18 protein-coding genes and 1 pseudogene are annotated in these 21,778 nt (G+C 71.4%); 6 read left to right on the top strand and 13 right to left on the bottom strand.

All coding sequences use genetic code 11. The features are described 5' to 3' along the window. The first annotated feature begins 69 nt into the window (after positions 1-69). Positions 70-1,401 carry a hypothetical protein gene (locus QE388_RS07530; RefSeq protein WP_307384485.1) on the top strand — a complete coding sequence of 444 codons (1,332 nt, stop codon included), beginning with the start codon at positions 70-72 and terminating at the stop codon, positions 1,399-1,401. Between the two features lie 69 nt (positions 1,402-1,470). Here the strand turns inward: QE388_RS07530 and QE388_RS07525 are convergent, their stop codons facing one another. The 3 genes from QE388_RS07525 to QE388_RS07515 all read right to left on the bottom strand — a co-directional run bounded on the left by QE388_RS07525 (position 1,471) and on the right by QE388_RS07515 (position 4,888). Next, positions 1,471-1,857, bottom strand: a complete 387-nt coding sequence (locus tag QE388_RS07525; RefSeq protein WP_275800835.1) for a helix-turn-helix domain-containing protein — start codon at positions 1,855-1,857, stop codon at positions 1,471-1,473. Between the two features lie 296 nt (positions 1,858-2,153). Continuing rightward, positions 2,154-3,857, bottom strand: coding sequence for an amidase (locus QE388_RS07520; RefSeq protein ID WP_307384482.1), 1,704 nt, complete (start codon positions 3,855-3,857; stop codon positions 2,154-2,156). Beyond that, positions 3,854-4,888 (bottom strand): agmatine/peptidylarginine deiminase, encoded by a 1,035-nt coding sequence (locus QE388_RS07515; RefSeq protein WP_307384479.1) that lies wholly within the window; start codon positions 4,886-4,888, stop codon positions 3,854-3,856. The genes QE388_RS07520 and QE388_RS07515 overlap by 4 nt, the downstream gene beginning before the upstream one ends. Before the next feature lie 199 nt (positions 4,889-5,087). Between QE388_RS07515 and QE388_RS07510 the strand changes: the two genes are divergently transcribed. Both QE388_RS07510 and QE388_RS07505 read left to right on the top strand, forming a co-directional pair. Next, positions 5,088-6,086, top strand: a complete 999-nt coding sequence (locus QE388_RS07510; RefSeq protein WP_307384476.1) for a LacI family DNA-binding transcriptional regulator — start codon at positions 5,088-5,090, stop codon at positions 6,084-6,086. Between the two features lie 139 nt (positions 6,087-6,225). After that, positions 6,226-9,057 carry an AAA family ATPase gene (locus tag QE388_RS07505; protein ID WP_307384472.1) on the top strand — a complete coding sequence of 944 codons (2,832 nt, stop codon included), beginning with the start codon at positions 6,226-6,228 and terminating at the stop codon, positions 9,055-9,057. 11 nt (positions 9,058-9,068) lie between these two features. Here the strand turns inward: QE388_RS07505 and QE388_RS07500 are convergent, their stop codons facing one another. From QE388_RS07500 to menC, 6 genes and pseudogenes are all read right to left on the bottom strand, one after another. Continuing rightward, entirely contained in the window at positions 9,069-9,872 is an 804-nt protein-coding gene (locus QE388_RS07500; RefSeq protein ID WP_275801485.1) for an ABC transporter permease, read from the bottom strand. After that, positions 9,869-10,880 (bottom strand): annotated as a pseudogene (locus tag QE388_RS07495) (ATP-binding cassette domain-containing protein). Before QE388_RS07495 ends, QE388_RS07500 begins: the two are co-directional and overlap by 4 nt. A 155-nt stretch (positions 10,881-11,035) precedes the next feature. Continuing rightward, positions 11,036-12,082 carry a lipopolysaccharide assembly protein LapB gene (locus tag QE388_RS07490; RefSeq protein ID WP_307384469.1) on the bottom strand — a complete coding sequence of 349 codons (1,047 nt, stop codon included), beginning with the start codon at positions 12,080-12,082 and terminating at the stop codon, positions 11,036-11,038. Between the two features lies 1 nt (position 12,083). Next, positions 12,084-13,412, bottom strand: a complete 1,329-nt coding sequence (locus tag QE388_RS07485) for an AAA family ATPase (protein WP_307384466.1) — start codon at positions 13,410-13,412, stop codon at positions 12,084-12,086. A gap of 7 nt (positions 13,413-13,419) precedes the next feature. Beyond that, positions 13,420-14,808 carry a glycine--tRNA ligase gene (locus tag QE388_RS07480; RefSeq protein WP_307384464.1) on the bottom strand — a complete coding sequence of 463 codons (1,389 nt, stop codon included), beginning with the start codon at positions 14,806-14,808 and terminating at the stop codon, positions 13,420-13,422. Positions 14,809-14,931: 123 nt separating this feature from the next. After that, entirely contained in the window at positions 14,932-16,065 is a 1,134-nt protein-coding gene (gene menC, locus QE388_RS07475) for an o-succinylbenzoate synthase (RefSeq protein ID WP_307384461.1), read from the bottom strand. Positions 16,066-16,393: 328 nt separating this feature from the next. Between menC and QE388_RS07470 the strand changes: the two genes are divergently transcribed. Together QE388_RS07470 and QE388_RS07465 are read left to right on the top strand one after the other, a co-directional pair. Then, positions 16,394-17,206 carry an SDR family oxidoreductase gene (locus QE388_RS07470; protein WP_307384460.1) on the top strand — a complete coding sequence of 271 codons (813 nt, stop codon included), beginning with the start codon at positions 16,394-16,396 and terminating at the stop codon, positions 17,204-17,206. 5 nt (positions 17,207-17,211) lie between these two features. Continuing rightward, positions 17,212-17,421 (top strand): multidrug transporter, encoded by a 210-nt coding sequence (locus tag QE388_RS07465; RefSeq protein WP_275801390.1) that lies wholly within the window; start codon positions 17,212-17,214, stop codon positions 17,419-17,421. Position 17,422: 1 nt separating this feature from the next. Here the strand turns inward: QE388_RS07465 and QE388_RS07460 are convergent, their stop codons facing one another. The 3 genes from QE388_RS07460 to QE388_RS07450 form a co-directional block, all read right to left on the bottom strand. Next, complete coding sequence (locus tag QE388_RS07460; protein WP_275801389.1) at positions 17,423-18,730, bottom strand: HipA domain-containing protein; 1,308 nt, start codon at positions 18,728-18,730, stop codon at positions 17,423-17,425. After that, positions 18,720-18,947, bottom strand: a complete 228-nt coding sequence (locus tag QE388_RS07455) for a helix-turn-helix domain-containing protein (RefSeq protein ID WP_307384457.1) — start codon at positions 18,945-18,947, stop codon at positions 18,720-18,722. Before QE388_RS07455 ends, QE388_RS07460 begins: the two co-directional genes overlap by 11 nt. A gap of 105 nt (positions 18,948-19,052) precedes the next feature. Continuing rightward, a complete protein-coding gene (locus QE388_RS07450; RefSeq protein ID WP_307384453.1) occupies positions 19,053-19,745 on the bottom strand; it encodes a GNAT family N-acetyltransferase in 693 nt (230 codons plus the stop codon). A 232-nt stretch (positions 19,746-19,977) separates the two neighbouring features. Here QE388_RS07450 and QE388_RS07445 point away from each other — a divergent pair, with 232 nt between their 5' ends. Next, on the top strand, positions 19,978-20,382 hold the full coding sequence (locus QE388_RS07445; protein WP_275796630.1) for an MFS transporter permease: 405 nt from the start codon (positions 19,978-19,980) through the stop codon (positions 20,380-20,382). A gap of 4 nt (positions 20,383-20,386) precedes the next feature. Here QE388_RS07445 and QE388_RS07440 read toward each other — a convergent pair whose 3' ends face one another. Then, positions 20,387-21,715 (bottom strand): nitrate/nitrite transporter, encoded by a 1,329-nt coding sequence (locus tag QE388_RS07440; protein ID WP_307384448.1) that lies wholly within the window; start codon positions 21,713-21,715, stop codon positions 20,387-20,389. Positions 21,716-21,778: the final 63 nt, after the last annotated feature.

The raw sequence follows: 21,778 nt of genomic DNA, 5'->3' as shown, positions 1-21,778 counted from the left end.
CCCCAGGCTGCCGCCGCCGCCGATCGCGCGACAATCAGCGGTTCCCGCTGCCCGATGAAAGGCCCCGCCATGATCACGCCCGCGGATCCGTCACCGCTCCTCCCTCCCGACGTCGATCGTCGCTCCGTCCTGGCCGGCGCCGCATGGACGATCCCCGCCATCGCCGCCGCAACGCTCGCGCCCATGGCATCCGCGTCCACGACCACGACCCTCACCTTCGACCAGACCTCCTATAGCGGCACGGTGTGCACCGACATCGTCGGGGCGTCCGTCACGGTCACAGTCGACGGAGTCGCCGGGCCCGGCAAGAGCGTGACCGCCACGACCTCCACCGGCTATCACTTCGCCAACGGGTCGAGCACGTTCACCGGTGTCTCCGACGCGGCCGGTCGTGTCACGCTCCCGCGCATCCGCGTCCAGGCAGGAGGAACGACAGGCACGCTGACGGCGACGGCCCCGGATGCCACGGCCGCCGCCACCCTCACCTCGCCGACGAGCACCGCCACGCAGGGTCTGCACCGCCGCACGTGGATCGACACCGGTGCCGCCTCATCGTCCGGAAGCACGGATGCCACGGTCCCCACCGGGAGCCGCGCCGTCGGCACGCTCGTGACCCTCGACCCGAGCGGCGTGCTCCGGCGCGGGACCTCGACGATCGCCAGCGGCGTCACGTCGGCGTTCGCCGAGCTGGAGAAGAGCAACTACCTCTCGGTGACGTGGGTCGACGCGTCAGGCCTTCATCGCCGTATGTGGACGGACGTCGGCGCGGCGTACCCCGCGGCGAGCGTGGACGTCACCGTCCCCGCGTACAGCGTCGTCGTCGGCACGTTGATCACGATCGACTCGGGCGGCACGCTCCGGAAAGACGTCACGACCATTGCGACCGGGGTCTCGTCCGCCTTCGCCGAGCTCGACAAGAACAATGCGCTGACCCTCACCTGGACCGACGCGACCGGCATGCATCGACGCCTTTGGACGGGCACGGGCCCCTCCCCGGCATCGAACGTCGATGCGAGCGTTCCGGCGGGCAGCATCGCCGTCGGCACGCTCCTCACGCTCGGCCCCGACGCCGTGCTGCGCAGGGTCACGACGTCCGTCGCCACCGGCGTCACCTCGGTGTTCGCCGAGCTCGACAGCGGCAACTACACCAGTGTGACCTGGGTCGACGGGACCGGCATGCACCGTCGGATGTGGACCGACACGGGTTCCGCCTTCCCCGCAGGGAGTGTGGATGCCGCGGTCCCGGCCGACAGCACGGCCGTGGGCACGCTCCTCACGCTCGACGCCTCCGGCACCCTGCGCAAGGGCACGAACACCGTCGCGACGGGTGTCCCGTCGGCTCGCGGCGAGATCGACAAGAGCAACTCGACGGTGGTCACGTTCGTCGACGGAACGTGCTGATACGAGGAGGACGGAGGGATAAGGCGAGGTCACCGACGGGGCATTCCACGCACCCTGCGACGCGCCGACTCAGGAGGCCTTGCGCTTCTCGATCTGATGAACGCGTTGCGGGCTGATGCCCAGTACACGCCCCACGTCTGGGGCGGAGTACCTCTGCGCACGAAGTTGCGCGATGACGGCCCGTCGGCGTTCGGCCGCGCGAGCCTGGGCACGTCGCGCCTCGGCCTCTTCCCGACCGGCTGCTGCCCATTCGTCCAGAAGATCTTCCGCACCGTGGACGGTGACCGTGACAGAAACATCGGTGAGCGGAACGTCGAGCCACATCGCCGCCACACCCTGAGCTTCGCTCTCGACCTCACGGAGCGAAGCGGCCTGGCCACCGGTTCCGAGCTCGGGGATCTCGAACACCCACCAGCGCCCTTCGCGCTCCACGGTGACATCGAACCTGCGAACCATGCTTCCTCCCGTCACTTCCATGAGTCGGGGAGCGTCGCTCCCGCCTTCTCCAACATCCGGAGCACACCGGCCGAAACCTCGCGGTGACCCGCGGGAACAACCGCCTTCTGCGAACCGTCGGGTAACCCCCACAGCTCGTGACTTCCCCGTCCATCCCGCAGGTAGACCCAGCCGATGCTTCTCAGGTGTTGCAGCACAACCCGCGTCTTCTGCGCTCTCACTAGAGTAGGAAAGACCCCCCCTTACTCCGCAATCAAGGGGGGTCTAGTGAGATTCATCTGCCGCGAGGCGCAAAGTCACCCGCTTTCGCCCCCCAGCGCCGGCGTCCGCGGCGGCACCACCCGCCGCGGACGCAGCGCCTCGAAAGCCGCACCCAATCGCAGCAATGACGTGTCGTCGTAGGCCCGACCGGCGAACGTCAACCCCACCGGCATCCCGATGTCGGCCATCACCCCCATCGGTACCGTCACCGTCGGCACCCCGCAGTGGCGGATCGCGAGGTTCCCCGTCGAGACCCAGACGCCGTTGCGCCACGCGATGTCCGCCGAAGCGGGGTTCACGTCGGCGTCGGCGGGCGCCACGTCGGTCTGCGTCGGGAAGACCAGGGCGTCGAGGCCCTCGGCATCCATCCACTCCTCCAGATCCTGACGCCGCGTCTCTTCCAGACCTCGCACACCCTCAGCCAACTCGGGGATCTCGGTGAACGCCTTCACCGGGTGCTCGCGAACATGCGCGGGGTACAGCGCGATGTCGTCGTCGAAGCCCGTGTACCGGTCGGGCAGCGCCCCCTCGGGGTGCGGGAAGATCTCCGCCCCGTCGACGACCGCGAGGCCGGGGTGTCCGTTCGCGCGGAGGAAGTCGTCCCACGCCCACGCCGACAAGTCGACGATCTCGCGGTGGAGGAACTCCGGCGACACCAGACCGCGGGTCGCGATCGTCGGTGCCCCGGGACGATCGCCCTCGTAGTTGCTCAGCAGCGGGAAGTCGGTCTCGACGACGATCGCCCCCGCGGCCTCGAGGTCGGCGCGCGCGGCCTCCCACAGGGGGAGCACCGACGGTCGCGGCTCGATGCGCTCCCCCGTCGGCCCGCCCACGCCCTTCGGGCCGGTGCCCACGAGCGGATCCGTGCCGAGAAAGAGGCGCGGGATGCCGATCCGCTTGCCGACCAGCGAGGCGTCGGCCGCGAGTGCGGCGTACGACTCCGGCCGGACCTCGGACGCAGCCGGCAGCGGCACCCACGGCTGTGCGCGCCAGAAGTCCCCGCGCGTGTCGGGATCGTCGGCGACGACGACGTCGAGCACCGCGAGCAGGTCGGCCATTGACCGCGTATGCGGCACGACGACGTCCATGGTCGGCACCAGCGGCCAGTTGCCGCGCACCGAGATCACGCCGCGCGACGGGGTGTACGCGCAGAGTCCGTTGCAGGATGCCGGGGCCCGCCCGCTCGACCACGTCTCCTCGCCGAGACCGAAGACGCCGAACGACGCGGCCGTCGCCGTGCCGGAACCGTTCGATGATCCCGAGGCGAAGGCCGAGGTGAGGTAGTCGGCGTCGTACGGGCTCTCGGCTCGCCCGTAGAGCCCCCGCTGCATGCCGCCGTTGGCCATCGGGGGCATGTTCGTGCGCCCGAGGCAGATGGCTCCCGCATCCCGCAGCCGCTCGATGGTGAACGCGTCGCTCTGCGCCACGAGGTCGGCGAAGGCGGGGCTTCCGGATGCCGCGGTGAGACCGCGCACGAGATAGCTGTCCTTCGCGGTGTACGGGATGCCGTCGAGCGGCCCGCGCGTCTGCCCCGCGGCGCGGCGCGCATCAGAGGCCTCGGCCTCGGCCCGGGCGTCGGGGTTGAGCACGACGACCGAGTTCAGCCTCGTCTCGGAGTCCGGCCCGTCGTACGCGGCGATGCGCGCGAGGTGCGCGTCGACGAGCTCGACCGCGGTGGTCTCGCCCGCGGCGAGCGCGGCGGCGAGCTGGGCGATGGTCGCTTCGGTGACCTCGATCACGCGGTCACCTCCGGCTGCTGCTGGGTGATGCAGTGGATGCCGCCGCCCCGGGCGTACAGTTCGCGGGCGTCGACCGTGACCACCCGGCGCCCCGGGTACGCCTCCTCGAGGATGCCGCGCGCCCGGGCGTCGGCCTCGGGCTCGTCGAAGCCGCAGGCGATCACGCCGCCGTTGACGACGAGGTGGTTGACGTAGCTCCAGTCGGTGTCGCCGTCGGCGTCGCGGATCGTGGCGGGCGCGGGCAGATCGACGATGTCGAACGGGCGGCCGGCGGCATCCGTCTGCTCCGCGAAGAACGCACGGAGCTCGGCGGAGACGGTGTGGTCGGGGTGCGCGGGGTTGCGCTGGTCGTGCAGGAGCACGACTCCGGGTGAGGGCATCGTCGCCACGATATCGACGTGCCCGCTCGTGCCGAAGTCCTCGTAGTCGCGCGTCAGTCCGCGCGGCAGCCAGACCGCGTGCGTCGCTCCGATCGTGCGGAGCATCTCGGCCTCGACGCGCGCGCGGTCGGCGTAGGGGTTCCGGCGCGGGTCGAGCTGCACGGTCTCGGTGAGGAAGACCGTGCCCTCGCCGTCGACGTGGATGCCGCCCCCCTCGTTCACGAGGAGAGACGACACGAGCTCGGCGCCCGCCGCTTCGGCGACGAGGCGTCCGAGGCCGGCGGACTTGCGCCACTCGCTCCACCAGTGGTCGCCCCAGCCGTTGAACGTCCACGCGACCGCCCCCAGCACGCCGGGGCGTTCGGGATCGAGGACGAAGGAGGGCCCGGCGTCGCGCATCCAGAACTCGTCGACCGGCGCCTCGAGGATCTCGATCTCGGACGACAGCATGCGTCGTGCGCGGGCGACCTCCGCGGGATCGACGACCATCGTGACGGGTTCGAACTCGGCGACGGCGTGGGCGACCGCGGTCCACGCCGCGTAACCGGCCTCGCGTTCGGCGTCGGTCTCGCCGAGCGTGGGCCCCTCGGCGGGGAAGGCCATCCAGGTACGGGTCTGCGGGGCGGTCTCGCTCGGCATGCGCCAGCTCATCGGCGGGCCATCTCTTTCGGTCGGAGTCGGGGTCGGCGTGCGGGGGGCGGCGGGGTGGATCGTCGTCGATCGCCCTGCTCGAGCCCGAGGCTACGGGCCCGGTGTTTCAGCCCAGGAGCTCGTGGTGTTTCAGGGACATTAAACGTTTAAGTTGGCGTCGGCGCAAGAGTCGATTCGGCGTCGGGTACTGTCGGGCCGTGTGACGCCCCGCAAACCGACGCTGCACGACGTGGCCGCCGCCGCCGGCGTCTCGATCGCCGCCGCGTCGTTCGCGCTCCGCGACAAGGCCGGCGTCTCCCCCGAGACGCGGGAGCGCGTACTCGCCGCCGCCCGCGCGCTGGGCTACGTGGTCAACGCGCCCGCGCGCAGCCTCCGCACCGCCCGATACGGCGCGATCGGGCTGCTCCTCCCGCCGGGCGCGACGCGCCTGCCGTATTACACGGAGTTCGCCTTCGGGGTGGTCGACGCCGCCGACCGACGCGGGCTCTCGGTGATCCTGCTCCCGCATCGCGAGGCCGACGACGACACCCCGCCGACGGCGTTCGTTGACGGGTACGTGGTGGTCGACGGAACGACGGACGATGCCGGCGTCCGGGCGATCCTCGACACCGGCCGCCCGGTGATCAGCGCCGAGCACCTCGTCGGCGGAGAGGGGCGCGTCGCGGGGAGCGTGGTCTACGACCATGAGACCGCCCTCCGCGGACTCCTCGACCATCTGACCGACCGGGGCGCCGGGCGGATCGCCGCAATGCTCCCCGCCGCGGGAACCGCGTGGAGTCGCGAGCTCACCGCGACCTACGAGACGTGGATCGCCGAGCGCGGCGGCATCCCGATCTCACGCGCCATCGGCTTCATCCCCACCGCCGAGGAAGTCGACGCGGCCGTGGGCGACATCCTGGCGACGGAGCATGTCGACGCCCTCATCGTGGGCCCGAGCGGATCGGCCGCCCCCGCCCTCGAAGCCGCCCACCGCGCCGGGAGACGGGTCGGCACCGACCTCCTGCTCGCCGCGTACGTCGACGAGCCGATGCACGCGCTCCTGAGCCCCACGGTGACCTCTTTCGACCTCGAGGCCCGCGCGGTCGGTGCGGCCTGCCTCGAGCTGTTCGCCGCGATCCAGGATGCCGATCCCCCGAGCGACCGCGTGCAGGTGAGGCTCCCCCGGCTGGTCGAGCGCGCGAGCACCGCCGGGCGGTAGGCGAGGCGCGCCGGATTCGGACGGATGCATCGGATTCGGACCGGATGCCGCGATTCTTCCGAATCCGGTGACGGTCTCCGAATCTGCGAGGGCACGGGCGCCCGTCGGACGGGAACGGCCAGCCACCTAGAGTGAATCCGTGCGGGTGCGGTTCTTCGGCGGGTTGAGCGTCGCCACGGATGACGGGGATGCCGTCGTGCCCGGGCGCGGCCAGCAGTCGCTGCTCCTCCGCCTCGCGGTGGATGCCGGCACCACCGTGAGCGCCCGCGCCCTGGCCGAAGACCTCTGGCCCCTCGACGTCCCCGACGACCCCCGGGCGGCCCTGCAGTCGCTCGTGTCGCGCCTGCGCCGCGCGCTCCCCGCGGGATCGGTGTCGTCCACGCCCGGCGGCTACCGCCTCGACGTGGACCGCCGCGACGTCGACATCACGCTCTTCCAGGACCTGGTGGCCGAGGCCCGCGCCACCGGCGACGCGGCCCGCGCCCGCGAAGCGCTGGCGCTCTGGACCGGTGACGTCTGGACCCCGGGCGAGGGATTCGACTGGCTCGTCCGGGACCTTCTGGAGGACCGCGCCCACGCCGAGCGTCTCGCCGCCGCATCTCCCGCACCCGTCGTCATCCCCGCCGTTCCCGCCTCAGTGACGACGCTGATCGGCCGGGCCGACGAGCTCGACGCCATCCGCTCGCGCCTGGCCACCGACCGTCTCGTCACGATCCTCGGACCGGGAGGTGCGGGCAAGACCACCCTCGCCGTCGAGACCGCCCGCGCCCTCGCCGACGCGATCGTCGTCGAGCTCGCCCCCGCCGCCCCCGGCGAGGTGTGGACCGCGATCGCCGGCGCCGTCGGCCGCGGCGTGCGCGTCCGCGAAACGACTGGCCCCCCGGCGACCTCGGCCGAGCGCGTCGCCGAAGCCGTCGCGGGACGTGACGTCGTCCTCGTGCTCGACAACTGCGAGCACGTCTCGCGCGAGGCCGCCGACGCCGCTCTGACCCTCCTCGGCATGAGCAGCGGTGTGCGCATTCTCGCGACGAGCCGAGAACCTCTCGGCATCCCGGGCGAAGCCTTCGTCGACCTCGGTCCTCTACCCCCCGCCGACGCGGACGCCCTGTTCGCCCGCCGCGTGCGATCCGCGCGCGGGAGCGAACCGACGCCGGACGAGCACGAGGCCGCCGCCCGGATCGTGCGCCGCCTCGACGGGCTCCCCCTGGCCATCGAGCTCGCCGCCGCGCGCTCGCGCACCCTCACCCTCGCCGAGATCGACGCGGGCCTCGACGACCGGTTCGCGCTCCTCTCGCGAGGGCCGCGGCTGAGCTCGGAGCGACACCGCACCCTGCGGGCGCTCATCGACTGGAGCTGGGACACCCTCACCGACCCCGAGCGGGTCGCCCTGCGCGCCGCGGCCGTCTTCCCCGACGGCATCGGCGCCTCGGACGCCCGCGCCGTCGCCACGGCCTTCGGAGTGGATGCCGACACTCTCGACGCCCTGATCGACCGCTCGCTCCTCACCCGGCGCGAGGGGCGCTTCCGCATGCTCGAGACGGTGCGCGAGTACGGGCTCGACCGTCTGCGCACCGACGGCGAGGAGGAGCGGTACCGCCGCGCCGCCGCCGACGTGCTCACGGTTCTCGCCGCGCAGTGGGAGCAGGACGTGCGCGGGCCGGGGCTCCCGGCTGCCCTCGCCTGGTTCGACGCGAACGACGAGAACCTCACCGCGGCGCTCCGCGCCCTTGCCCGGGCAGGAGACCGTCGCGCGGGCGCGCGACTGCTGCGCAGCCTGCTCTGGCCCTGGGCGATCCGCGAGCGCAGCGACGACCTGCGGCGCGCGGTCGCCGAGGTCGCCGACCCCACGACCCCTCTCGACGACGAACCGACCATCGTGGTCGAGGCGGTCGCGCTGTTCTCGGCCACCTTCCCCGAACCCGGCGGCACGACCGGCCTGTCGCCCGAGGTCTTCCTGGCCCGCCGCCTCGAGCTCGAGGAAGCCGCTCACCGACACCCCTCGGAGGTCACGGCGCTGATCCCGCCGCTGCTGCGCCTCGCGGGCTCGGTGCTCGCCGCGGGAGACGGCGATGCCGCCCGCACCTGGCACGTCGACGTGACCGACGCCGAGCTGCACGCCGCCCCGCCGTGGTCGCGGGCGATCCTGCACACGCTGCACGCCGGGGCCGCGCAGAACGCCGGGGACGCCGTCACGCTCGGTGTCGAAAGCGGCCGCGCGCTCGAGATGTTCACCGAGATCGGCGACCCGTGGGGCACCGGCTTCGCGAGCCAGCTGCGCGCGGAGTGGCTCATCCTCGAGGGCCGCCTCGACGAGGCGCTCCTCGTCACCGACCGCTCGAGCGACGCGATCCGCGGGCTCACGTCGGTCTCGGACTTCCTGCAGCAGCGCGCTCAGGCCGTCGGCATCCTGCTCCGCCTCGGCCGGGACGACGAGGCGCGCGCCCGCGCGGAGGAGATCGAGCTCCTCGCGGGCGCCGACGGCTCGGTACGCGCTCTCGCGCAGGCGGCCATGACCCGCTCGTCCGTCGCGGTCGCCGCCGGGGACGGCGCCGAGGCGCTGAGATCAGTGGAGCGCATCGCTCTCGAGCCGGGATTCCCGGATCAGGTCGTCGCGTGGCGCGACGCGCAACGCGCGCAGGCGCTGCTGCTGCTCGGCCGGCACGACGAGGCCCGCGACGCGCTCCGCTCAGCGCTCGATTGCGCGGCCCGGTCACGGGACTTCCCGATCGTCGCGACGGTCCTGCTCGCGATCGCCGGGTGGAACGCCGCGACCGGGCGTCGCTCCCGCGCCGAAGAAGCCCTCGCCCGCGCCGCCGCCGTGCGCGGTGCCGCCGATGTCCGCGACCCCTTCTTCGTGTGGACGCGGGAACGCCTGGCCGAACTGCCCGAGGCTCCCACGACGGAGGGCCCCGGCATCCGGACGCCCCTGTCGGACGTGGATGCCGAGGCCCTCGCGGCCCTGCTCGACTGAAGCCCGGTCGGCTAGGCCTTGCGCATGTAGGCGCGCACCGTGAGCGGGGCGAACACCGCCACGATCACCGCCGCACCGACGAGCGAGATGAGTGCGTCGGAGCCGACCGTGCCGCTGTTGACCAGGTCGCGGACCGCGGTCACGAGGTGCGACACGGGGTTGACGTTGACGAACCACTGCAGCCACGAGGGCATCGTGTCCGCGGGGACGAACGCGTTGGACAGGAACGTCAGGGGGAACAGGATGATCATCGAGATGCCCTGCACGCTCGATGCGCTGCGGGCGATGACCCCGAAGAACGCGAAGATCCAGCTGATCGCCCACGAGCACGCGATGACGAGCAGTCCCGCCGCGACGACGGCCCACAGGCCCCCCTCGGGACGGAAGCCCATGACGAAGCCCATCGCGAACGTCAGCGTCGTCGCGATCGCGTAGCGGACCGTGTCGGCCAGCAGCGCCCCCGACAGCGGCGCGATGCGCGCGATCGGGAGGGAGCGGAATCGATCGAACACGCCCTTGTCCATGTCTTCGCGCAGCTGCGTCCCGGTCACGACCGAGGTCGTGATGACCGTCTGCACGAGGATGCCGGGGATGATGATCGGCAGGTAGTTCTGCACATCGCCCGCGATCGCGCCGCCGAAGATGTACGTGAACATCAGGGTGAACAGGATCGGCTGCAGCGTCACGTCGATGAGCTGCTCGGGCGTCCGCCGGATCTTCAACAGACCGCGGCCCGCCATGGTGAGGGTGTTCTGGACGGTCTGCGCGAGGCTCGCGGTGCGCGGCAGGTCGCGTTCGAGGGTGAGGGCGCTCATGAGCGGACTCCTTCCAGGGCGTCGGCGTTCTCGTGCGCCGGGCGGTCGTCGGTGGGCACACCGGTGCCGGTGAGGGTGAGGAAGACCTCGTCGAGGGTCGGCTGCTGCACGCTGAACTCGCTCAGGTGCACACCCTCCTCTCGGAAGGCCACCAGCAGGTCGGTGACCTGATCGGGGTCGGACATCGGCACCGTGAGGCGCGCCGCCTCCGGAGAGACGATGGCCGTGGCATCCAGGACCCGTCCGACCGTGGCCCGGGCGGTCTCGAGGTCGGAACCCGGCTGCAGGCGGAGCACGAGCGACGCCTGCCCGACCGAGGCCTTGAGCTCGAGCGCCGTGCCCTCGGCGACGACGCGTCCGCGGTCGATCACCGCGATCCGGTCGGCGAGCTGGTCGGCCTCGTCGAGGTACTGCGTGGTGAGCACGACGGTGGATCCGGATGCCACGAGCCGGCGGATCGTGTCCCACATCTGTCCGCGGGTGCGGGGATCCAGGCCCGTGGTCGGTTCGTCGAGGAAGATGAGCGGCGGCTGGGCGATGAGGGATGCCGCGAGGTCGAGCCGGCGACGCATACCGCCGGAGAACTTCGCGAGGGGGCCGGGATGCCGCCTCGGTGAGGCCGAACTCCTCGAGCAGCTCCGCGGCCTTGCGCCGGGCGTCGGCGCGGGAGAGGCCGAGGAGACGCCCGAAGATCATGAGGTTCTCGGTGGCCGAGAGCTTCTCGTCGACCGAGGCGAACTGCCCGGTGAGGCCGATGAGCTGGCGCACGACGTGCGGTTCGCGGGCGACGTCGTGGCCGAAGATCTCGGCGCGGCCGCCGTCGGGGCGCAGCAGCGTCGTGAGCATGCTGATGGTGGTGGTCTTGCCGGCGCCGTTGGGGCCGAGCACGCCGTAGACCGTGCCGGCTTCGACGACGAGATCGACGCCGTCGACGGCCCGGTTGGAGCCGAACGTCTTGACGAGCCCTTCGGCTCGGACCGCGGGAGAGCGGGTGGATGAAGTGGTCATGACGACAGGATGCGCCGGGCGCGCTGTCGCGCTCCTGTCACGGCGGCGGGGGCGCTGACACGGCGCTGTCAGGGGCGCTCGCGGGCGTCTGTCGGCGTCGGGCGGCACGGCCCGCGGTCTCGCCCGGGGCGGGGCGGCTGAAATGCCCTCGGCCCTTACGACGCGGGCGGACGCAGCTGCGTGAGCTTCACCTCGTGCACGGTCCAGACCGCGACCGAGAGGAAGGGCAGCACGGCGATGAGCGGGAAGAACCCCGTCAACGCGACGACGAGGTAGCCCACCGCGATCACCGCGACGGTGACGACCGACACGACCTCGATCGCCCGCTGGCGCGCGAACAGCCACATCGCCCGCACCACCGCGCGATCGCGCAGGGGATTCAGGGTCCCGACGCCGATCACGACGGTGCAGACCAGCCCCACTGCCGCCCCGAGGCGGGAGCCTGTCGACGCGCCGAGCGCCTGCGCGAACATCGCGAAGGTGAAGAACGGCACGAGCGCCGTCACGATCGTGATGAGACCGATCAGCTGGCGCACCATCAGAGCCGTGGCCACCTGCGCGAGATACGGCGGAGTGCGTGCGAGCGGGTTCTCACTCAGCACCCGACGCGCCGTCCGGATCGCCGCGGCACGCTGCCCGTTGACGACCTGCGCGGCGGCGAGCATCTGCCCGACCCGCGGATCGGTCGGATTGATTCGGGCCGCTTCCTCGGCGAGGCGCAGCGCCTCCGCGCGTCGCGGAGCCTGGACGACGGCGATCGACGAGGCCGTGATGAGGGCGTCGGTCCGCTCATCGTCGGATGCGGCGTTCGCGAGCGCCGCTTCCGCCTCGACCCGTGCGGGTTCGAAGAGCCGACGCTCGCGCAGGATCCTCGCGAGAACGATGCGGAACTCGCTGCGAGCGGGATCGAGTCGGACGGCCTCACTGGCCCATCCCGTCGCCTCGACGGGGTCGCGGGTCATGGTGATGCGGGCGAGCAGGGCGGCGGCATCCGGTCTCAGCTCCGCGTGCGCGAACGCGAGACGCGCGTCGCGCTCGGCGAGGTCGAGCGCAGCCGTCTGGAGGCGGGCATAGGCCATCAGCGCCAGGGCCGGGCCGTGGTCGGGCTGCTCCGCGAGCACGCGCTCGAGCACCCGTTGCGCCCTCTCCGGTTCATCGAGGAGGAGATACCGCCGCGCCTCGACGATCGGGTCGGATGCCATGTCAGAGGCGGTGGCGCTTGAGGTAGGCCCGCAGCTGACCGAACGTGCCGTCGTCGACCCCGTATTCGAGCACGGGCTTGATCTGCTCGAACCATTCGCGCGTGGAGGGCACGACCCGCGCCGCCGCCCTCTCGAGATCGGCGGTGCCGATCATGCGCGGGACCCCGGATGCCACCGACTCGGTGAATGCGGCCTCGATCGCCTGGTGGACGACATAGGCGATGTCGGCACCCGAGAACTCGGCGGTGCGTCGCGCCACCTCGCGCGCGTCGACCGCGGCGACGGGCTTGTCCCGCAGGGTGTTCTCGATGATCGCGACGCGCGCGGGCTCGTCGGGCGGAAGCACGAGTACCGTGCGATCGAGGCGTCCCGGACGCCGGAGCGCCGGGTCGACATCCCACGGGCGGTTGGTGGCGGCGAGGATGTAGATCCCGTCGTTGTCGGCATCCACCCCGTCGAACTCTTCGAGCAACTGGCTGGCGAACATCCGCAGGTACTGGGACGACGACCCGCCGGACGTCCGTCGCCCGCCGATCGCGTCGAACTCGTCGATGAAGACCACGCACGGCCGTGCCTTGCGCGCCGCCTCGAAGAGGGAGTGGATCGCCTGCTCGGTCTCGCCGAAGTGCGGGCGCACGAGGTCGGCGAGGGTCGCGTGCACGAAGTTCGCCTCGAGCTCGCCCGCGATCGCCCGCGCGATGAACGTCTTGCCGCAGCCCGGCGGGCCGTACATCAAGAGGCTTCCGCGCGCGGCCTTGCCGAACATGCGCGCCATCTCGGGGTTGCGCATCGGAAGGAGGAAGGCGCCGTTGAGGTGCTGCTTGACCTCGTCGAGCCCCGCGACGTCGGCGAGGGTCACGGCCGGCCGTTCGACGTCCCACACCGGCTTCTCGACCTCATCGGCCGAGACCCCGAGCAGGGGCGGGTCGCTCGCGGTGGTGTCGGCCGGGGCGGGCGGTGCGGGTGACGCGCGCGGAGGGACCGCCGCGGCCGAAGGCGGCGTTTCCGGGGCGGGTGGCACGAAGGGCGGTGCCGGGCTGGCGGGGCCGGCCGGAGCCGGGGGCACCGCGGCCTCGTCGGTCGCTGAAGCCGCGGAGGTGGCATCCGGAGTCTGGCCCGCGCGCAGACGCGCCGCCATCAACCGCGCCCGCAGCACGTTCACGGTGGCCGTGTTCGCGCCCTGCTCGGCGACACGATCGATCTGCGCGGCCGCCTCGTCGAGGTGGTCCTGCAGCAGCAGCTCGATGAGATCGACGCGCAGACCGATGTTTCCGGGGTCGGCCTCGACGGCCGCCCGGATGATCTCGACGAAGTCCTCGGAGCCCGTCATAACCGGCTCAGGCTCCGCGCAGCCGTTCGGCGAGGTAGCCGTGGAGCGCGTCGAGGCCGATGCGCTCCTGGCCCATCGTGTCGCGGTCGCGCACGGTCACGGCGTTGTCGTCGAGCGAGTCGAAGTCGACGGTGACGCAGTACGGGGTGCCGATCTCGTCCTGACGGCGATAGCGACGGCCGATGGCACCGGCGTCGTCGAAGTCGATGTTCCACCCGGCCGCGCGCAGCGTGTCGGCGACCTCGCGGGCCAGCGGCGACAGACGCTCGTTGCGCGAGAGCGGCAGCACGGCGACCTTGACGGGAGCGAGGCGCGGGTCGAGCTTCAGCACCGTGCGGGTGTCGGTGCCGCCCTTGGCGTTCGGAACCTCTTCTTCGCGGTAGGAGTCGACGAGGAACGCCATCATCGCGCGGGTCAGACCGAACGACGGCTCGATGACGTACGGGGTGTACTTCTCGCCCGACGCCTGGTCGAAGAACGTGAGCGACTGGCCCGACGCCTCGGAGTGGCTCTTGAGGTCGTAGTCGGTGCGGTTGGCGACGCCCATGAGCTCGCCCCACTCCTTGCCCGGGAAGCCGAAGCGGTACTCGACGTCGATCGTGCCGGCGGAGTAGTGCGCGCGATCGTCCTCGGGGACGTCGAAACGCTTCATGTTCTCGGGGTCGATTCCGAGGTCGATGAACCAGTTCCAGCACGCCTCGACCCAGTGCTCGAACCACTCGTGCGCCTCGGCCGGAGGCGTGAAGTACTCGATCTCCATCTGCTCGAACTCGCGCGTGCGGAAGATGAAGTTTCCGGGCGTGATCTCGTTGCGGAACGCCTTGCCGACCTGGCCGACGCCGAACGGGGGCTTGCGACGGGATGCCGTGAGCACGTTCGAGAAGTTCACGAAGATGCCCTGCGCGGTCTCGGGACGCAGGAAGTACAGGCCCGACTCGTCGTCGACGACGCCGAGGTAGGTCTTGACCAGGCCCGAGAACGACTTCGGCTCGGTGTACTGGCCCTTCGTGCCGCAGTTCGGGCACGGGACGTCGGCGAGGCCGTTCTCGGCCTTACGGCCCTTGCGGGCCTCGAAGTCCTCGATGAGGTTGTCGGCGCGGAAGCGCTTGTGGCAGTGCAGGCACTCCACCAGCGGGTCGGTGAAGGTCGCGACGTGGCCGGACGCCTCCCACACCCGCTTGGGCAGGATGATGCTCGAGTCGAGGCCCACCATGTCGCCGCGCCCGCGGACGAACGTCTGCCACCACTGGCGACGGATGTTCTCTTTCAGCTCGGTGCCGAGGGGGCCGTAGTCCCACGCCGAGCGCGAACCGCCGTAGATCTCACCGGCCTGGAACACGAACCCGCGGTGGCGGGCGAGGGCGATGACCTTGTCGAGGCGGGACTGTTCGGCCACGGTGGCTCCAATGGTCGGGAAAGCTGTGGGATGCCGCGGATGACGCGGACCCCCAGTTTACCGAAGCGGCCCATCGCCGCCGGGTCCGTGCGCCGGGTCCGTGCGCCGGGTCCGTGCGGCGGTTCAGCGCGTGAGGCGCTCGCGTCGCACGGTCACGGCGTCGAGAGCAGTCCGGTCGATCTCGACGCCGAGGCCGGGTCCGGTGGGCACGCGAACGTGCCCGTCCTCGATCACGGCGGGTTCGGTGACGATGTCGCGCGTGTAGAAGCGGGCGGATGCCGAGATGTCGCCCGGCAGCGTGAAGCCGGGCAGGGCGGCGAGAGCGGCGTTGGCCGCGCGGCCGATCCCCGTCTCGAGCATGCCGCCGCACCACACGGGGATCCCGGCCGCGCGGCACAGGTCGTGCACCGCCACGGCCTCGAGGTAGCCGCCCACGCGACCCGCCTTGATGTTGACGATCGCCGCGGACCCGAGCGTCAGGGCGTCGGCGGCCGCCTTCGCCGAGACGATCGACTCGTCGAGGCACACGGGCGTCCGCAGCTTCTTCGCGAGCTGCGCGTGGTCGACGAGGTCGTCTTCCTGCAGCGGCTGCTCGATGAGCAGGAGGTCGAAGCGGTCCAGTTCGGCGAGGGTGTCGGCATCCTGAAGCGTGTACGCCGAGTTGGCGTCGACCTGCAACGGGATATCGGCGAAGGTCCCGCGGACGGCGGCGGTGTCGGCGATGTCGCGCCCGGGCTTGATCTTGATCTTGATGCGGACGTACCCCTCGTCGAGGTATCCGCCCACGACGTCGACCAGCTCGGCGGGATCGCTCTGGATGCCGACCGAGACTCCCGCGGGCACGCGGGTCTTCTCGGCCCCGAGGTACTGGCCGAGGCTCCGCCCCTCGGCGCGCAGCGCGGCGTCGATCACCGCGAGCTCGAGGCCCGCCTTGGCCATGCGATGCCCGACGAAAGGCTGCAGGATGCCGGGGACCTCCTCGGGCGCGAGCGTCCGGCGCTCGAGCAGGGCCGGCGCGAGATAGCGGCTCAGCACATCCCACGCGCTGGCCGTGTACTCGCTCGAGTACAGCGGCTCGGCCATCGTCACGACCTCTCCCCACCCCACGCCGTCCGACGTCTCCGCCGTGACGACGATCACCTCGCGCACGGTCTCGGTGCCGAACGACGTCGTGAACGGCGACACGAGGGGCAGGTGCAGGACGCGGAGCTCCACGGCATCCAGGGTCACGGGCGAGGCGGGGCGGGTGAGGGGCATGACGGCAGGCTAACCGCGCGGCCGCGCGGACCGGGGGCGCGGCTGCGGCGAGCCGGTGGCGCGGGCGCGGCGAGCCGTTGGCGCGGGCGCGGGCGCGGGCGCGGCGAGCGAAACTCCTGAGAGATCGGCGCTCGGGCCGCCTGTCGGGGGACGTACGACCTGCCTGCGCCGATTGTTCAGGAGTTTCGCTCGCGCCCGTGCCGGAAAGCGGGCCGCGACGCGAGTGGATACGCCGGGGTGGCCCCGCCGGGAGACGCGACCGTAACGCCCGCGCCCGCGCCTGGCAAGGCCGACGACCGCGCGGCCCCGCGCGCGTACGGTCGGGCGCATGAGCGACGACTTCACCCCCCGCCACGCGATCGTCACCGGCTCCGACTCGGGCATCGGCGCGGCCACCGCCCTCGCCCTCGCCGACGCCGGGATCGACGTCGCCGTCACCTACCACTCCGACAAGGACGGCGCGGAAGAGACCGCCGCCGCCGTGCGCGCGCGCGGATCGCGCGCGATCGTCGCCCAGTTCGATGCGACCGATTTCGATTCGGTCCCGGATGCCGTGAACGCCATGGCCGACGAGCTCGGCGGCCTCGACGTCTTCGTCAACAACGCCGGCGGCGGCATCGGGGGCTCGTTCCTCGACCTCGACTTCGACACGTGGCGCACCGACATCTCGCTCAACCTCGACGGCGCGTTCCTCGCCCTGCACACGGCCGCACGCCGCATGGTGGAGGCGCGCACGGGCGGCCGGCTCATCGTCGTGTCGAGCGTGCACGAGCACCAGCCGCGCGTCGGCTCGGCCCCCTACGTCGCGGCGAAGCACGGTGTCGGCGGCCTCATCAAGACGATGGCCCTCGAGCTCGGGCAGTACGGCATCACCGCCAACGCCGTCGCCCCGGGAGAGATCGCGACCCCCATCAACGACATGTCGGCGGAGGATGCCGAACGCACCCACCGTCCCGGTATCCCGCTCGGACGCCCGGGCAAGCCCGAGGAGATCGCCGACGTGATCCGCTTCCTGGCGTCTCCCTCGGGCTCGTACGTCACGGGCGCGAGCTGGGTCGTCGACGGCGGGATGCTGCAGATGGGCCCGCAGGCGGGCTCGCACATGGATTCGGACGCCTGGCGTTCGGCCGGAGAGAAGTGAGAGCGATGAGCGACGACAAGAGCTTCGAAGAGAACCGTCACGACCAGCTGACGAGCGCCCCGAAGGCCACCGAAGAAGACGCGGCCCCGCGCTTCGACGTCACCGAGCACGACGGCGTCACCCGCATCGACGTGCGCGACGACGCCGCCGTCCGCCCGGGTCCGGGCCAGGGCGACCCGGCCGCCGAGAAGGACGAGCCGGTCTCGGACTCCTGACTCAGTCGCTGAGCGGGATGTCGGTGGTCGGCTCCACCCATCCGCGCGACCGCGCGTTGTCCGCGATGGCATCCCGGACTCGAGCGATGGTCGGAACGTCGCCCAGGACGCGGATCGCGTCGACGGCGGCCTGGTCGAATGCCCACACGATGCCACGCAGGATCTCGCGCGCCCGCAGGAGCGCCTCATCGGGGTCGAGCCCCAGCCGACGACCGGCCAGCTGGAGGGCATTCTCGCCGACGCGGTCGACCACGTACTCACCGTCCAGCGACATCGCCAGTTTTATCGGCTGACCCTCGGGCGTCGGATAGGGCGCGTGCGTGCCGAGGTCATAGAGGGGGGCGAGGGTCGCGCGCGAGCCATCCAGCAGGAGCGAGTAGTTCTTCGCATGCGCGTCGGTGCCGACGGCCGCAAGGTTGAAGGCAAGAGCGTCGAAGAACCTTCGACTGTTGTCTTGACGGTCGCTTCCGCTGGGGAGGCCGCGGAATAGATCCGCGATCTTGCCGACGCCGGGGCCGCCGTCGCTCTGGTACTTCTTATCGGGCTCGACGGCCAGCGCCTGACACAGATCTTCTTGGTGCAATCGCGCCCAGCGTTCGCCGGTGAAGGCACGGTCGTATCGGCGGGAGATGAAGACGTTGTCGCCCGCGGTGGTGGTGGCCATCTCGCTCTCGGCGACGACGAGACCCAGGTGACGCGCCGCCGCCATCGTCATGTACTCCACGATGTGGTGCTCGGAGTACGGGGGGACAGCGGGCTTGATGATGTGCGTCGTCGGGGTCGAGTCCAAAGGGGTGGCCCACTGCCCTTCCGCCGTGCGGAACAGCGCTGTCTTCGGCTGTGCGCCGGGGAGCGACCATCGCCCCGCTCGCCGAACGCCCCACGTGGCGGCGTTGGCGATGAGGTCTCGGATGAGGCCGGCGAAGTCCTCGTCGGAGTGCACCTGCAGTCGACCGGTGCGCGTGGCGGCGTCATCGCTGTCTTCGCCCTGCGGGAGGAGCTGCACCGCGCCGGCCGCGTCACGACCGATGTGAGACAGGAGCGCGAACGGGTTGTTCTCGGACACGTGGTACTCGCTCGCGAGTTCCCTGAGTCGGCCGGCGCTGTCCGGCAGCAGGCCTCTCAGGTATGCACGGGCGGGGGCGTTCTTGTGCATCTGCCGGGCGAGAGGCATCGACAGCGACATCGGCGTCGCCCCTCGCGAGCGTCGGTAGTCGTCGTCGTACTCGAAGCCGAGCGCCCCCGCGCGGGATTGAGTGAAGGCACCCACACGCACCCCGTCGAGATAGGCGTGCAGCTCACTCGTCATCGTGCACCTCGAGGGCCAGGCCGAGCGCATCGAGCACCCAGAACACCCGGTGCAGGGTGACGGAGGGCTTCCCCCTCTCGAAGCGCACGAGCCAGTCGCGCGTCACGCCCGCGTTCTTTGCGAGCTGCTCCTGCGACAGCCCCTGTTGCGCGCGGCGCTCTGCGACGAGTGCACCGAGATCGGCGGAACGCGCGACGCGCATGATGACCCCTGCCATGTGGGTTTTATCCCACTCTACGTCGAGTGGGATAAAACCCGCAACAGAAATTGTGGGATAAAAGCCACAACAGCGTGTGTGGGAAAGATCCCACACACGAGCAGCTCAGCGCGAGACAAGCAGGTACCCGCGCCCGTCCACTCCGCCGATGCGGAGACCGGATGCCAGCTGCCCCCGCAGTTCGTCTCGAAGGCGCACACGCCACTCGGCGGCCGCCGCCGGGTCGGTGCGGCGAAGGGCCTCGATGTCGTCGGGGACCTCGACGACCGCACGGACGGTGTCATCCGCCGGGGTCGGGGCGGGCGGTTCGGCGAGAGCCCACGACACCATGAGGCGATCGGACTCGTCCCCGCGGTTCACGTCGTCGGGCATCTCGCCGTACTGGTTGACGAGGTAGTCGGTCACGCGCGTGCCGAGCACGGCGAGGTTGAAGTGCGCGTTACGCGCGATGAGCGGGTCGAAAGTCCAGGTGATGTGCCCGATCCCCCGCCCCAGCGCCCACTCGCGCTGGTGGTTCTTCAGCTGTCGGCCGAGACCGCGGCCCTGGTAGCCGGGGAGCACGCCGGTGATGTGCGAGTGCATCGACCGCTCGGCGGGAGGGCCGAAGAAGGCCGCGGAGGCGCCGATCATGCGCTCCCCGTCGAAGAGCCCGACGACGTAGTTGCCGGAGTGCTCGAGCGCCCGCAGGATGTTCGCCGGCATCGTCGCCCGGTCTCCGACCCACACCGCGTCGAACACGCGCGACGCCTCGTGGATGCCCTCGACCGTCTCGAGGGGACGGATGTCGATCTCGCTCATGCCCCGAGTCTGGCATCCGGCGACGGCGCTGCGCCGCTCACCCTCGTCCCCCTTCTGACGGTTCGTGTCCCAGATTTCGCCACCTCAGGGCGCCTCAACCGGCCATAAGTGGGACAAGGGATGCCGCACCGGGGCCTGGAGAGCCCGATCACCCCGCCGCGTGACGAAAGGCCGGGTCGACTCGTCCTCCCTGTGACGCCGCACCGCGCGGACTCGACGAAAGGACGAGACGATGAGAGCCGGACGCATCACCACCGCCCGCCGACCGCGGGGCGTCTTCGTCGCGACGGCGATCGGCGCGGGGATCGTCGTCCTGATCGCGCTGGGGCTCTTCCTGCCGCTGGTCGGGTTCCTCGCCGGAACCACCGCATCGACCGCGGGCCTCGTCCCCTTCCCGGCGCTGACCGTGACCCTCGTGACGCTGATCGGCGCCGTGGTCACGGCGGGACTCCTTCTTCTCGCGCTCACCCGCCGTCGCATGGTCGTCGCGATCGTGTGGGTGGTGCTCGCCGTTCTCGTCGCGCTGGCCGTGACGGTGTTCCCGCTCGTCGCCGTGGCATCCGGATCGGCGGAGCGGGCCTCCGACGTCGCTCCGCTCATCGGCGAGCTGTGGGGTCGGCTGACCGGCGGCGCGTGAGCCGTCAGCGGGGCAGCTTGTCGATCCCGCCCACGTGGCGGATGGTGCGCCCGCGCTCGACGGCGATCGCGATCCCGCCCACGAGCCAGAGCGGTACCTGCATGAGGAACGCCCAGCGGAAGGCATCCAGAGAGTAGGTGTCGGGGGTCCCGGCGCCCTGCACGTCCATCGCGATACCGATGAAGAGGATCGCGAGGAGCGCCGCGAGGAACCCGCCGCCGTTCACGATGCCCGTCGCGGTGCTGAGCCGGTGGCTCGGGGTGAACGTGCGGGCGTGATCGAACGCGATCATCGACGCGGGACCGCCGGTCGACAGCGCGAACATCAGCACGATCAGCAGCCACACCGGTGCGGGCCCCGGCCAGCCGATGACGACGATCCACACCGCGGCCTGGAACACCACCGTGGGCAGGACGAGCCAGCGCGAGCGCCGCGTCGGGTGGCGGCTCGACAGCGCGCCGATCACCGGTCCGCACAGGATGCCGAAGAACACGAGCGTCGTCATGATGAGCGACGCGGTGGCCGGCGCGAGCCCCTCACCCGCGGTGAGGAAGGGGAAGCCCCACAGCAGCATGAACGCGGTGCCCGCGAACGGCGTGGCGAAGTGCGACCAGAAGCCGAGGCGCGTGCCCGGGTGCGCCCACGACTCGCGGAACCCCTGACGCAGGTCGGCGGAGGACTTCACGACGCGGATCGCGCCCGTCTGCGTGTCGACGGACGTGTCGACCGGATCGGAGCGCCGTTCGGGAGGGCGGTTGCGGATGATCAGGTAGGTCAGCACGCCGAACAGCACGCCGAGCCCGGCGACGCTGCCGAACGCGACACTCCAGCTCGTGGCGTGCAGCAGCGCGGCGAGGGGCACGACGGCGATGATCTGCCCGAACTGCCCGATGATCCCGGTGAGCTGCACCAGTAGCGGCGCCCGTTGGGCCGGGAACCACGTCGCGATCACGCGCAGCACGCTGGGGAAGATTGCCGCGTCGCCCGCGCCGATGAGTACGCGGGCCAGGATGCCGATCCCCACCGCATCGGCGAACGCCATGACGAGCTGGCCGGCCGCCATCAGCAGCATGCCGATCGCGATGATCGGGCGGGCGCCGAAGCGATCGAGGAGGAGGCCGGCCGGGATCTGCATCGCGCCGTAGACGAAGAGCTGGATGACGGCGAACATCGACAGCGCCGACGCGTCGGCGTGGAAACGGGTCGCCGCGTCGACCCCCACCGCCGACAGCGAGGTGCGGTTCACGATCGACACGACGTAGGCGAGCAGACCGATCCCCCACAGCAGCCACGTGCGCCACCCGGGGCGGTCGAGGCGCAGGGATTCGGTCACGGTTCCAGGCTATCCGCGCGCACCGACATCCGGTCGTGGGGTGGCGCTGCGGTGGCCACGTCG

The sequence above is a fragment of the Microbacterium sp. SORGH_AS_0969 genome (assembly GCF_030818255.1).
Taxonomy (GTDB): Bacteria; Actinomycetota; Actinomycetes; order Actinomycetales; family Microbacteriaceae; genus Microbacterium.
The sequence above is the reverse complement of the archived record's forward strand: the minus strand, read 5'-3'. Positions and strand labels throughout refer to the sequence as shown.

Bases quoted from the DNA above. Each gene is read 5' to 3' on its own strand.
- QE388_RS07530 (WP_307384485.1), top strand. From the start codon at position 70: ATGATCACGCCCGCGGATCCGTCACCGCTCCTCCCTCCCGACGTCGAT.
- QE388_RS07525 (WP_275800835.1), bottom strand. From the start codon at position 1,857: ATGGTTCGCAGGTTCGATGTCACCGTGGAGCGCGAAGGGCGCTGGTGG.
- QE388_RS07515 (WP_307384479.1), bottom strand. From the start codon at position 4,888: ATGAGCTGGCGCATGCCGAGCGAGACCGCCCCGCAGACCCGTACCTGG.
- QE388_RS07500 (WP_275801485.1), bottom strand. From the start codon at position 9,872: ATGAGCGCCCTCACCCTCGAACGCGACCTGCCGCGCACCGCGAGCCTC.
- QE388_RS07490 (WP_307384469.1), bottom strand. From the start codon at position 12,082: ATGGCATCCGACCCGATCGTCGAGGCGCGGCGGTATCTCCTCCTCGAT.
- QE388_RS07485 (WP_307384466.1), bottom strand. From the start codon at position 13,412: ATGACGGGCTCCGAGGACTTCGTCGAGATCATCCGGGCGGCCGTCGAG.
- menC (WP_307384461.1), bottom strand. From the start codon at position 16,065: ATGCCCCTCACCCGCCCCGCCTCGCCCGTGACCCTGGATGCCGTGGAG.
- QE388_RS07470 (WP_307384460.1), top strand. From the start codon at position 16,394: ATGAGCGACGACTTCACCCCCCGCCACGCGATCGTCACCGGCTCCGAC.
- QE388_RS07465 (WP_275801390.1), top strand. From the start codon at position 17,212: ATGAGCGACGACAAGAGCTTCGAAGAGAACCGTCACGACCAGCTGACG.
- QE388_RS07460 (WP_275801389.1), bottom strand. From the start codon at position 18,730: ATGACGAGTGAGCTGCACGCCTATCTCGACGGGGTGCGTGTGGGTGCC.
- QE388_RS07455 (WP_307384457.1), bottom strand. From the start codon at position 18,947: ATGGCAGGGGTCATCATGCGCGTCGCGCGTTCCGCCGATCTCGGTGCA.
- QE388_RS07450 (WP_307384453.1), bottom strand. From the start codon at position 19,745: ATGAGCGAGATCGACATCCGTCCCCTCGAGACGGTCGAGGGCATCCAC.
- QE388_RS07445 (WP_275796630.1), top strand. From the start codon at position 19,978: ATGAGAGCCGGACGCATCACCACCGCCCGCCGACCGCGGGGCGTCTTC.